Genomic DNA, 13,122 nt, shown 5'->3' with positions numbered 1-13,122 from the left:
CTGAATCAAAAAATAATTGTTGATAAATCAAGTACCTTTTAAATTTTACATTAACGTAAAATTTCTAATTCCTATTCAACAGATTATAATTATTTTTGTATAAAAATTGTCAACATGTATAGAACCAACACCTGCGGAGAACTTAATGAATCAAATATAGGACAAAAAGTAATTCTTGCCGGATGGATCCAAACTATTCGTGATAAAGGATTCCTTACCTGGATAGATTTACGCGATCGATATGGAATCACTCAACTTGTTTTTGATGAACAACGAACCGATAAGGATTTAATTGATAAAGCAAAAAAATTAGGTCGTGAATTTGTTATTCAAGCCTCAGGAACAGTAATTGAAAGATCCAGTAAAAATCCTAATTTGCCTACAGGTGCTATTGAAATTTTAGTTGAAGAATTATCCATACTTAATCCATCGTTGGTTCCACCATTTACAATTGAAGATGAGACGGACGGAGGCGAAGAATTACGTATGAAATACAGATATTTGGATATAAGACGTAATCCTGTGAAAGAAAAATTAATTTTCAGAAGTAAGGTTGCTCAACTGGTAAGAAATTATTTATCTCAAGAAGGTTTTATTGAAGTGGAAACCCCTGTCTTAATAAAATCTACACCTGAAGGAGCAAGAGACTTCGTGGTTCCGTCTCGTATGAATCCCGGACAATTTTATGCCTTGCCTCAATCGCCTCAAACTTTTAAACAATTACTTATGGTTGGAGGCCTAGATAAATATTTTCAATTAGTTAAGTGTTTTCGTGATGAAGATTTACGTGCTGACCGCCAACCCGAATTTACTCAAATTGATTGCGAAATGTCTTTTGTTGAACAAGAAGATATTCTCAGAACATTTGAAGGTTTGACCAAACATCTTTTAAAAGAGCTGAAAAATCTTTCTTTTGATAAATTCCCTCGAATGACTTATGCGGAAGCAATGAAGAAATACGGTAATGATAAGCCGGACATTCGATTCGGAATGGAATTTATTGAATTCAATGAAGAATTACAGAACAGCGGTTTTAAAGTATTTGATGAAGCGGAATTAGTGGTTGGTATTAATGTTGAAAAATGTGCTGTTTATACTAGAAAACAGCTGGACGAATTGACCGATTGGGTAAAAAGGCCTCAAATAGGTGCTTCGGGATTGGTATATATACGTTACAATGAAGACGGAAGTATTAAATCTTCTGTAGATAAGTTTTATTCTGAAGAAAAATTAAAAGCAGTCATACAAAAAGCAAATGCTCAACCCGGTGATTTGATCTTAATTTTATCGGGGCAAGCTCATAAAGTACGCCCTCAATTAAGCGCGCTACGTATGGAATTGGCTGAACGTTTAGGCTTACGAAATCCTGAGGTTTATGCTCCTTTATGGGTTGTCGATTTTCCATTACTTGAATGGGATGAGGAAGAAAACAGGTATGTTGCCATGCATCATCCGTTTACCTCTCCAAAACCTGAAGATATTCCTCTTTTGGATACCCATCCCGGAGAAGTTAGAGCCAATGCTTATGACCTCGTTTTAAACGGTAATGAAATTGGAGGAGGTTCCGTTCGTATCTATAATAAAGAATTACAAGGAAAAATGCTTTCTTTATTAGGATTTTCTCAAGAAGAGGCCGAAGCTCAATTTGGTTTTTTAATGAATGCTTTTAAATTTGGTGCTCCTCCTCATGGCGGAATAGCTTTTGGCTTTGATCGTTTTGTAGCTATTTTAGGAGGACAAGAAGTAATCCGAGATTATATTGCATTTCCAAAAAACAATTCGGGAAGAGATGTTATGATAGATGCTCCTTCCTATATTCATGAGCAACAATTAGAAGAATTAAACTTAAAAATAACCAAAGAATAAATCAATTCTTATAGTATCCCTAGTAAAAAATAAAAAGCAAAATTTTTGTAACCAAAAATTTTGCTTTATAAACTAAATAAAATAAAACCAATTTTGTGAGAACACACAGTGAAAATTACTCCTTTACTTTATTTATATAAAATAAATTTTTCATTTATCAATTCAAAGGTATGTTTTTTATTTAGAATGATTTTAAATAATTATATGATTTAAATCATATTATCCGGTAGATAGCATTTAGTTAGCTAAATTCAACTTTTTAAAAATTATACTTACTAAGTTAAGCGAACCCGTTTAATCTATACTATCGATATCCACGTCATTGTTTTGCCAATTTTCCAGTGTAGGCAAATTCATTGAATTTGTTTCTGATACCGGGACATTAGCTTTGATTTCAGGATCATTGGCTTTTACAGATTTTTTGTTGTTTTCCTTTTCTTTATCTTTAAAGAATTTTAATAAATCTGCAGCCTTCTTTCCCTCTTCTTTATCTTTATATAAGACAGCAATGTGTTCTAACGATTGTTCAAACTCTTCTTTATTTCCTAATTTTGCATCACAAAAAGCGGAAAGTAAGGCAAATTTAGCTATAATTTCATCTTTGGGATATTTGGAAAGTGCCTCACTTGCCATGTCTTTTACTTCTGAATAGTTACCGTTTTTGTATTTTTGATAGGCATTTTCATAAAACAAGATTGCATCTGAAGAATTAGTTTTTAATTCGTTAACTTGAGGATGCAAAATAGCGTAAGCATATTTAGTATCAGGATATTGGGTAGTTATTATATCTGAGTATTTTTTTGCTAACACTTGATTATCTCCTTGATTAAATCGATACAAGTTATACATTGCCAAAACTTTTATTTCCTCATTGTAAGGTTGAGTTGATAATAAATGTTCTAAAGTGGAGGTAGCTGATTTTACATCATGTAACTGATCGTAATATAAAATTCCTAATGATAATTCCACAGAATCTCTCTGATTTTTTAAAACATCTATTTCTGATTGACTTTTAGGTAAATTTTCTGTATAATATTCAACCTCAAATCGTCTAGGATTCTTAGAATCCGATTGACCCGATAATTGCGTTTTAACATCATCTAAATTAGAAATCTTATTGCTTATTCGCCAGTTATCCTCCAACATTCTATCCCCCCATTGTTTTCTAAATTCTGATTGACCTACTTGCTTCAGATTATTATTATAAAAATACCATTTTCCTTTGGTATTGGGTGTAATCATCGTAAATGCAGATGTTGTATTTTCAAAAGATTCGGTAGCAAACTCGGTATTATTTTCTCTTCTTTGATTCTTTTCTTGTTGTAATCTTTCTTTTTCTTCTTTTTCTTTTAGTTGATTTATATATTTTTGATAATAATTATTTCTTTGCTCAGGTAACATTTTAGCAACCGTTATAATACTATCATTCTTTTTTACTAAGTAATATTTTTTGGTTACTTCTCCTAAAACTTTATTTTTAGCTGTTAATTTTCTTTTCATTGCCGGATCAACAAATCTTGAAATTGCGCTATCATAATAGGCACTTGCATAGACATAGTCAGGTTTTGAAAAATAATTATCTCCTATTTCTTGATAAACTAATGCTCGTATTTGAGGATCACTCTCTTCCTCTTTTAAAGAGGTAAAAAAATAGTTCATCGCATCTTTATTTCTTTCTTCTTTTAGGGATGTTAGACCCATTGCATAGTATATTTCATTTTTTCTGGATTGGTACAATCCTTTTTTGGTTAACCCTTTTAAAAATTTAATTCTATTCGTATAAGCTAAGCTATCCTCTTTTTTATACAATCTAGATAAAGCAATTTGTGATTTGATCTCCAACTCGGGAGTAGATTTTTTCTTAAAAGCTAAATTATAATAGTTTCTTGCCAAATCCTTTTCGTTCAATTTTTCTGATAATTGACCTTGAATAAAACTAAAACGAGCTTGGTTTGTATTGCATTTATTATATTTTTTTGCAACGTCTAAAGCTTTAACAGCTTCTGAATATCTTTTTTCATCAATTAAAAATTGAGAATATATTTTAGAGATAAATTTTGCATCTCTTTTTTTTAATTTTTGATTGATGAGTTTTTCATAAATCTCATTTGCTTGAAAAGAATTTCCTGATTGTGCTTGTGCTAAAGCCATATAACCTTCAACTTGAGCTTTTTTAGTATTTTTTACTAAGGTTGAATTCATATAATTCAAATAGTTAAGAGATTCAAACGGATCTCTTTTATAATAATAAGCTCTGGCTAATAAAAGATAAGCCTCACTCATCATGGAATTATATTCTTTTCCTTTTATAAGCATTGAATGTTTTTCAATGGCTTTCTTTCCTTTTTCTATAGCTTTGTCATAACCTTGCGCTTTTGAATCATTACCCGCACCTAACATCTTCCCAAAAGCGTCAGATAAGGAATTTATGGCTCCTTGGGCATCTAAATTTTTTAAATTATCTTTTAGTTCTCCTGATAGATTTGCAGTGTTATTATCTGAACTTGCTAAGAAATTATCAAGAGAATTTTCTTTTTCCTCCACAAAAGGATTACCCGGTTCTACCGGTAAAATGGCAGAAAAATTATCCCTGTATCTTGAGTTTCTTGATTTCAATTCTTCATTTAATGCTTCTTGGCCGTTGAATAAAGTATTGTTCCATGTGGTAATCCGATGATATGTACGATGAGTTATCCCGTTTTTTTTGGTTGAACAGCCTCCCAAAAGGCTTAAAATCAGAATTGAATATATAATTTTCTTCATTTATTTCTTATAATTGACAAAGCTAATAAAAAAACGAAAATTTATTAAATTTGTTGTTTTTAAATGCCTACTATTTCACTTATTATCTCTTATCTTATAAAACCTTAAATATAAGCTAAATTTGTTATTAAAAATAATTATAATTTTTATATTAAATGCGCAAATACATTCTAAACAAAAAATATCAGGAAAGCAAAGATGAATTATTAAACATTATCAATAATTTTGATAGTTATGATGAAATACTTGGAAACCCGGAAAGAAATGTTATAAAAAAAGTTCCTTTTAAGGGAGATTATATTACAATTAAAAGTTTTAAAAAACCTCACTTAATTAATAAATTTGTATATCGATATTTTAGAAAATCCAAAGCTAGAAGATCTTTTGAACACGGAACAAAACTTTTGGAATTAGATATATTAAATCCTGAACCTTTAGCCTATATTGAAAATTTTGATATCATGGGTTTAACTTCCAGTTATTACATATCAAAATATGTTTCCTATGATTTTACCTTGCGTGAATTATATGATCAACCGGATGGTTTTGAATGTGTGAAAGCCTTTGCTCGGTTTTCCTACTATGTTCATACTAAAGGAGTATATATTAAAGATAATACACCCGGAAATACTCTTATTATCCGTAAAAATAACGATTACGAAATGTATTTGGTAGATTTAAACAGAATGGAATTTCATGAAGAGTTATCTTTTGATATTAAGATGAAAAGTTTATCAAATAATATTAAGGAGCAACCCTATTTAGACCTATTAATTGAAGAATATTCTAAGGTTTCCGGATATCCTTTACATGAAGTAAAATCTAAAATTGCTCATTATCAAAAAGAATTTAATCGTAAAATTGAATCTAAAGCAAAATTTAAACGTTTTTTAAAAAAAATATTTAAATAGCTATCATTTATTCCTGATTTGAATTTGATTTTTTATAAATAATTAGGAAGTCACGAGCTAATCTCTCTTTGTATGATTTGCCGGAAGGAGCCACAGTATTTAAATCAACATACGAAACTTTCTTAACGTTATAAATTGAGCTTAATTCTTTAATTAAATTTTCCGTATCTTTTTGAAAGCAAAGAACTCCGACATAATTTTTATTTTTTAATACCAATTGATCTCTAATTCCTACCTTGTCAATAGGTGGAATCTTATCTTCATAATCCCAAACAATTTCGGGTGACATGTATTTATAATCATACAAGGTCATTTTATTCGTAGTAAATCTATGCAAATCTTTTACAGATTTGTAATTGGGATTATATAAAAAACTCTTGGCTAGAGGGAAAACAAAAATTATAACCACACATTGTAATAGTATAATTGAATTAAATGCACGGTGCCAAGATTTTTTAATAAGGAAATACATAATACTAATTCCTACTATAAATAAAACCAGGGATGAGTATAATGCCCAATCGGATTGTCGCGTAATTTTTTCTTTAAAAAATAAATATATTACCAAAGGATAAACAATTCCTACTAAACCTAATAACCCAAAGTTTATCTTAATCAACACAGAATCTTTTTTATTTTTAATTCCCTTAAGAATGAATTCTATATAGAATCCTGTATTCAAAGCAAGAGGAATTAAGGTGGGCAAAATATACCGTACTTTTTTTTCCGGAATAAAACTGAGTAAAAGCAAGGAAAATAGTGTCCACAGTAAGGTAAATTGATAGGCTTTAAGGTTGGAAACCTTATTTTTCATATAAGGATAAAAGAGAGCTACTAAGGAAGATATCGTCCATACTCCGGATTGAGTAAAAAAGCTCCAATAATAAAAAAAGGATTTCGAGTTATAATCATTAATCCAACGGGCTGTTTCTTTTTTTGCCATTGAATTCAAATGTTCCGGATCCATCCAATGTACATAAGCCGACCAAGAAAGGCCTCCTATAAGACCAATAAGTATATAAATGCATAGTGGTTTTAGAATCTTTTTATTTTTAAAATTAAATTTATAAATACAACCGTAAGAAATTAAAAACGGAAGCAGCAAAGCATATAATGAAACAGGTCCTTTACTAAGCATGGAAAAGGCAAGAAAAATTCCTCCCAGTATTGAATTTTTTATTGTACCGTTTTTCAAACGTAATAAATTCCATAGATAAAATATTGAAACAATCATAAAACTGTGACAATAAATATCCCATTGATTATCTCTACCTGCAAAATAAACGTAAAAAGAAGTTAATAGAATTAATCCGTTTTGAAAACCGGTTTGTCCCGTAAGCCCTAATTTCAGTGAAAATTTATAGATATAAAATACGAGGAGCATAGTCACAAGAACTACGGATATACGTAAAATTGCCACAGAATGAAATCCGAATAAATACCCAAAAAAAGCAGTCATCCAAGTTGGAAGAGGTGGTTTTTCATACCTTGGTTCTCCGTTTAATGTAGTCAAAAACCAATGTCCGTCTTGCACCATTTCTCTTGCAGTGATAAAGTTTCGTGCCTCCATTATATTAACCGGCATGACTCCTAAGTTTACCCCTAATATAATCAGAGAAGTGCAAAACAATATTGTTATATGCTTAGTGTTATTATTTTTCATGCATATTTTATTTTATTTAAAATGATATTTTTAAATAAAAAATTTTCATTACTATATAATCGAAAAATAGTCAAATATATTTTATTAACTATTTTATTTAACTATCACTTTTCTTCAGGATAATTATGTTTCTTGTATAAACAATAATTCCTATAATGTGCCCGGCAAATAATACAGGGTCTTTTCTGATAATTGAATAAATAAAGATCATCAATGATCCGGTAAGACTTAAAATCCAAAAGCCCATAGGTAATTCCGATTTCTTAATTTTTTCCGAATAAATCCATTGATAGATAAATCGCATGGTAAATAAAACTTGTCCGAGGCTTCCCCATATTAGTAACCATAAGGGTATATTTTGCCTGCTAAAAAGTTTATGTAAATCAAAAGCACTGTTCCAAAGGCTAAATATAATTGCCACAACAGGAAATAAATATAATATATATCTAAAAACTACATGATATTTCATCCAGGCATCATGAAGCTGAATATTCCTAATGTAAATGTAATAAGTTATCAATTGCCCTAACATGATTGAAAAATCATGTCTCAAATATCCGTAAACGAATAAAAAGAATGAAGCAACTAGACTTACCTGCCAAAAGATGAGATCAGAAGTAACCTTTTTATTTTTTTCTGCTGAAATCCATTGAATTATCATCCTACTTGAAAAAAGTATTTGTGCAAGAAAACCTAAACTTAAGGTAAAATACTTTGCAAATAGATCATTAAAAAAAAGATTCTCAGCTAAGATATTTTTCATATTTTTTTCTCAGCTACTTTATAATTGATATATTTATTTTTCATCCAAATGTAAGCAAAGCAATCACTTAGAGGCCCAATCAGACGATTCCATAAATGAAATTTGGATTTACCGGCTATTCTTTCGAAGTGCTGCACCGGAAGTTGTTTAATTTTCCCGTTTTGAAGTAATATCATTGCCGGTAGAAAACGATGCAATCCTTTAAACATCGGAATTTTTTTCGCATATTCACTTTGAATAATTTTTAAAGGACACCCCGTATCATCCATCCCGTCATGAGTAAAAGCACGTCGGATTCCATTCGCAATTTTCGATGAAAGATTTTTAACTTTACTGTCTTTCCTGTTGGATCGAACTCCTGTAACCAATTGGTATTGATCCGCATAATCTAAAAGAATGTTGAAATCCATGGGAGATGTTTGAAGATCTGCATCAATATATCCGACCCATTGTGTATCGGCATAATCAAATCCGGCCTTTATTGCGGCACTTAACCCATAATTTTTATCGAATGATATATAAAAGAATTCTTGATTTTCGTTGCAAATTTTTTGAATTACCGAAAGACTTGAATCTTTAGAACCGTCATTAACAAAAAGTACTTTTGACTTTTTCTTAGCAGCATGTAGAAATGCCAACATTTCTTCTTTAACTCGTTCAAGATTATCTTCTTCATTAAAAACCGGTATGATTACCGTTAATTCATATTCCATGTATGTGGGATGTAAAATAATTATCAAATTTATTAAAAAAATAGTGAATTTAAAATTGGAGAGTTATGTTTTAAAAGATGATAAACGACATTTTATTATAATTAAACTTATTATACCTTTGAGAAGATTATTAACAATAAATTAAGTATAAAAATATGAAAGTAACTGTAGTAGGCGCCGGAGCCGTAGGGGCTACTTGTGCTGATAACATTGCAAGGAAAGAAATAGTTGACGAACTAGTAATCGTTGATATAAAAGAAGGTTTTGCCGAAGGTAAAGCTTTAGATTTAACACAAACCACATCACTTTTAGGATTTGACACTACTATTACGGGAAGTACTAACGATTATTCTAAAACTGCCGGATCTCATGTTGCCGTGATTACTTCAGGTATTCCCAGAAAACCAGGAATGAGTCGTGAAGATCTTATTGGTACTAATGCAGGAATTGTTAAAGACGTTGCAACTAACATATTAAAATATTCTCCGGATGCTATATTGGTAATTATTTCGAATCCTATGGATACAATGACCTATTTAGCTCTTAAATCTTTAGGATTACCTAAATCTAGAGTTATTGGTATGGGAGGGGCATTGGATTCATCTCGATTCAAAACCTACTTATCTTTAGCTAGTGGAGCTTCTCAAAACGATATTCAAGCTACTGTTATAGGGGGACACGGGGATACAACGATGATTCCTTTAACTCGTTTTGCTTCTTGTCAAGGGGTACCTTTTTCAAAAATATTATCTGCAGATAAACTAGAAAAGGTTGCTTCCGATACAATGGTAGGTGGTGCTACATTAACTAAACTATTAGGAACTTCAGCATGGTATGCTCCCGGGGCTGCCGGAGCTGCAGTGGTTGAATCTATTATTAGAGACGAGAAAAAAGTAATTCCTTGTTCCGTTTACCTAGACGGTGAATATGGTGAAACCGATATTTGTATTGGAGTACCTGTAGTTTTAGGTAAAAACGGTATTGAAAAAATTGTTGAACTGGAACTCAATGACACTGAAAAAGCTAAATTTAAAGCTTCAGCTGATGCGGTAAGAAATATGAATAATGTTTTATACGAAATGAAGGTTCTATAAAGTTGTAAAAACTAAATAAATTTAAAACAGCTTATTAGTAAGCTGTTTTTTTTTCATATAAATTTAACATCTATATTATAATCAGATTCTCTACTACAAATCAGAAGAAATAATTTCAATCTAATTAACCGTTCGTTAGCTTCATAAATTTATTTATTTGAAATTTTTGATTTTTTTTAAATAAAACATATATCAAAAACGACTTTTGTTTGTTCTGACTATATTTATATGATTGAATTATTAAAGAATGATTATTGATCTATGTAGCTAACAATTATTTATTTTTGTATAGTAAATTTCAAAGTAAACCAGGAAGATTATATATGACAATTATTGAATTATATTCCATTTTTTTGCAATCTTCAGGAATTGCAACGGACACCAGAAAAATTGAAAAAGGCAATTTATTTTTTGCTTTAAAAGGAAATAATTTTGATGGAAATAGATTTGCTGAACAAGCAATACAGAATGGTGCTTTAGCTGCCGTTGTAGATGATATTGATGTATCAAATCCTGAAAAAGGCATTTTCTATTTTGAAAATTCTTTAGTTGCTTTACAAAATTTAGCAAGATATCACAGAAATCAAATAAACATACCTGTTATTGGTTTAACCGGAAGTAATGGTAAAACTACTTCTAAAGAACTAATAGCTTCCGTTTTAAGTGAAAAATTTCATGTTTTATACACACAGGGTAATCTAAATAACCATATTGGAGTGCCGCTTACCATCTTATCTATAAATCCCGAGCATGAAATTGCTATCATTGAAATGGGGGCCAATCATCTTAAAGAAATTGAATTATTAAGCGGTATTTCACAACCAACTATCGGCTATATAACAAATTTTGGTAAAGCTCATTTAGAAGGCTTTGGAGGCAAAGAAGGAGTAATTAAAGGAAAATCAGAACTTTATGCTTTCTTGAGAGAGTATAAAAAAACGGCTCTGATAAATACCGATGATCCTTTACAAGTTTCCTTGAGTCAAGGAATAGAAAAAATAACTTTCGGTTCTCATGGCTCATATACATTCTCTCTATTAGAAAATAACCATCGGGTTAGCATTCAATATAAAGACCTTGTAATTAATTCTCAACTTACCGGTCAATACAATTTTACAAATATTTGCGCCGCTTTTTCCTTAGGGCTTTATTTTGGTATAGATATAAATACGATTAAAAAAGGAATAGAAAATTATTCCCCTCAAAATCAACGTTCACAAGTTGTGGAAAAGGAAAACGTAGTTTTAGTATTAGACACCTATAATGCTAATCCGAGCAGTATGGAAGTATCCTTAGAAAATTTTTCTCATTTTAAAGGAACTAAATCTATAATTATTGGAGATATGTATGAATTGGGCAGCGAATCGGTTTTAGAACATCAAAAGATTGTAAATCTTGCAGAAAAGTTAAATTTTGATTTTATTTATTTAGTTGGTGAAAATTTTTATTCTACCAAGACAACGACGACTAGGGTTCAAAAATTTCATACAACTAATGATATGAGAGAATATCTTAAAAACCATACCCTACCAACGCAAAATATTTTATTGAAAGGTTCTCGCGCCATGGCTTTAGAAAGACTCATCGATTTTTTACCTTAAAATTATTTAGGAGTAATTTCTTGGGTAAATTATTATCATATAAGATGTTTATTACATCATAAATTCTTTACCATAAATGTTAAAGTTTTAATCTAATTTTTTGTTTTTATATATAAAAAAAGAGGCTATTAAGCCTCTTTTATTTTGTTCTATCTTAATTCTTATTTTATTCCTAATTTAGCTTTAACATCATTTAGAATATTTGGTCCTTCAGCATATAAAAGAGAAGGTTGAGAAGTATCAAAAACATAAAGGTAACCTTTAGATTTAGCAACACTATCAATTGCATCTTGTGCTTTTTTCATGATAGGCTCATATAAATCTGCTTGTTTTTTATCTAAAGCTTTTGCTGCTTCTTCTCGTAAAGCTACTAGACTTTGTTGATCTTTTTGGAAATCTTCTTCGTATTTTTGAAGTTGATCTTTCATTTTTTCAAGATCAGCTTGTGATTTTCCTTGCAAATCTTTTTGAATTTTTTCATACTTAGCAGAAAAACTGTCTTCTTGTTTTTTAATTTCTGCCTTTTTTTGATCTGCTAATGTTTTTAATTGATCATCAGCTGCTTTTTTTTCAGGCATCAGGCTTAATAATTCCATTGAATTAACATGAGCTATATTTTGAGCTTTAACTAATTGAAAAGCTCCAACAAATGCAGTTAAGAGGAATACTAATGTGATTTTCTTCATTTTTATTCTAATTTTATTATTTACTTGTTTTATCATTAGTTTGATTATTATTTTGAGTTTTTTTCTTAGGTATATATTTACTACCATATCCTGATTTTGGTTGCGATTTAATGGTAGTTTTAGACTCATTATTTACTGTTTTACTTTCTTTATTCTTAGGAGCCGGTGCAGTTATTTCATGTACATCTTCCTCCTTAGGATAATCTTTACTTTTTACGTTATTTATATTTTTTACCTCTGAAACTTCATCTACTTTTTCAGAAGAAACTTCATTTACTTCTTCTTTTTGAATTTGTTCCTTTTTAGTTTGTTTGTTTTTAGGAACATACTTTCTTCCCCATCCTGATTTTTGTTGCTTTTTAGTAGACTCTTTATCTTTTTTATCTATTGCAGTTTCATCAGAATTCTTAACATTTTTAATTTTAACTTCTTTGTCATCAACTTCATCTGAATTGGATATCATAGAAGATGATTTACCATTTTTATCCTCTTTCTTTTTGGTTGCAATTCCTAATTGTTTCAACACTTTATCTGTGATGTCATATTTGGAATCTGTATAAACCATAATTAAATCTGACGATTTGTCTAAGATTAAATTATATTTATCTTTTATAGCTATGGCATTTATTGCATTCCAAATTTGATCTTGTATAGGTTTAACCAAATTAATTCTTAAATTGACTGATTCTCCTTTTGATCCGAATTTTTTTTCAATAAATTCATGAAGCGCCTTATCTGTGCTATCAATTGACATCAACCTTGACTTTTGCTGATCCTCTGTTAATAAAACCTTTTCATTCTCATACTCAATACGAAGTTTTTCTAACATGGATTGTCTGTTAACAATCTCTTCCTGCCATTTTTTAACTTCATGGTCAAGTCTTTGTTCTGATTGTTGATATTGCGGCAATTGTTTTAAAATATACTGCGTATCTACGTAAGCCATTTTTTGAGCAATGCCAAAACTAAAAAGCAAGAGCAGAGCATATGTCAATGTTTTCTTCATGGTAACTATATATAAGGCTTTTCTAAAATCATACCAAGTTTTTATAAACTTTATTT

The 13,122-nt window shown here is 30.1% G+C and carries 10 protein-coding genes; 4 read left to right on the top strand and 6 right to left on the bottom strand.

All coding sequences use genetic code 11. From position 1 onward, the window contains the following. Window positions 1–114: 114 nt before the first annotated feature. Window positions 115–1,866 carry an aspartate--tRNA ligase gene (gene aspS, locus J3U20_RS04340; protein WP_160541780.1) on the top strand — a complete coding sequence of 584 codons (1,752 nt, stop codon included), beginning with the start codon at window positions 115–117 and terminating at the stop codon, window positions 1,864–1,866. Window positions 1,867–2,160: 294 nt separating this feature from the next. Here the strand turns inward: aspS and J3U20_RS04335 are convergent, their stop codons facing one another. Next, complete coding sequence (locus tag J3U20_RS04335; protein WP_160541779.1) at window positions 2,161–4,629, bottom strand: tetratricopeptide repeat protein; 2,469 nt, start codon at window positions 4,627–4,629, stop codon at window positions 2,161–2,163. 155 nt (window positions 4,630–4,784) lie between these two features. Here J3U20_RS04335 and J3U20_RS04330 point away from each other — a divergent pair, with 155 nt between their 5' ends. Next, window positions 4,785–5,540 carry a Kdo domain containing protein gene (locus J3U20_RS04330; RefSeq protein ID WP_160541778.1) on the top strand — a complete coding sequence of 252 codons (756 nt, stop codon included), beginning with the start codon at window positions 4,785–4,787 and terminating at the stop codon, window positions 5,538–5,540. A gap of 7 nt (window positions 5,541–5,547) precedes the next feature. Here the strand turns inward: J3U20_RS04330 and J3U20_RS04325 are convergent, their stop codons facing one another. From J3U20_RS04325 to J3U20_RS04315, 3 genes are all read right to left on the bottom strand, one after another. Beyond that, window positions 5,548–7,203 carry an ArnT family glycosyltransferase gene (locus tag J3U20_RS04325; RefSeq protein WP_160541777.1) on the bottom strand — a complete coding sequence of 552 codons (1,656 nt, stop codon included), beginning with the start codon at window positions 7,201–7,203 and terminating at the stop codon, window positions 5,548–5,550. Window positions 7,204–7,300: 97 nt separating this feature from the next. Then, complete coding sequence (locus J3U20_RS04320) at window positions 7,301–7,966, bottom strand: lipid-A-disaccharide synthase N-terminal domain-containing protein (protein ID WP_160541776.1); 666 nt, start codon at window positions 7,964–7,966, stop codon at window positions 7,301–7,303. Beyond that, window positions 7,963–8,679: a glycosyltransferase gene (locus tag J3U20_RS04315; RefSeq protein ID WP_160541775.1), complete on the bottom strand. Its 717-nt coding sequence runs from the start codon at window positions 8,677–8,679 to the stop codon at window positions 7,963–7,965. Before J3U20_RS04315 ends, J3U20_RS04320 begins: the two co-directional genes overlap by 4 nt. Before the next feature lie 155 nt (window positions 8,680–8,834). On the opposite strand from J3U20_RS04315, the gene mdh reads away from it, so the two are divergent. Beyond that, window positions 8,835–9,773 (top strand): malate dehydrogenase, encoded by a 939-nt coding sequence (mdh, locus tag J3U20_RS04310; RefSeq protein WP_160541774.1) that lies wholly within the window; start codon window positions 8,835–8,837, stop codon window positions 9,771–9,773. 323 nt (window positions 9,774–10,096) lie between these two features. Then, window positions 10,097–11,374 (top strand): UDP-N-acetylmuramoyl-tripeptide--D-alanyl-D-alanine ligase, encoded by a 1,278-nt coding sequence (locus tag J3U20_RS04305; RefSeq protein ID WP_160541773.1) that lies wholly within the window; start codon window positions 10,097–10,099, stop codon window positions 11,372–11,374. A gap of 161 nt (window positions 11,375–11,535) precedes the next feature. Here the strand turns inward: J3U20_RS04305 and J3U20_RS04300 are convergent, their stop codons facing one another. Then, window positions 11,536–12,060: an OmpH family outer membrane protein gene (locus tag J3U20_RS04300; RefSeq protein ID WP_160541772.1), complete on the bottom strand. Its 525-nt coding sequence runs from the start codon at window positions 12,058–12,060 to the stop codon at window positions 11,536–11,538. Window positions 12,061–12,076: 16 nt separating this feature from the next. Beyond that, window positions 12,077–13,066 carry an OmpH family outer membrane protein gene (locus J3U20_RS04295; protein WP_160541771.1) on the bottom strand — a complete coding sequence of 330 codons (990 nt, stop codon included), beginning with the start codon at window positions 13,064–13,066 and terminating at the stop codon, window positions 12,077–12,079. Between the last annotated feature and the right edge of the window lie 56 nt (window positions 13,067–13,122).

The sequence above is a fragment of the Apibacter sp. B3919 genome (assembly GCF_026537405.1).
GTDB lineage: Bacteria > Bacteroidota > Bacteroidia > Flavobacteriales > Weeksellaceae > Apibacter.
This window is presented reverse-complemented; position numbering and strand designations above follow the sequence as displayed.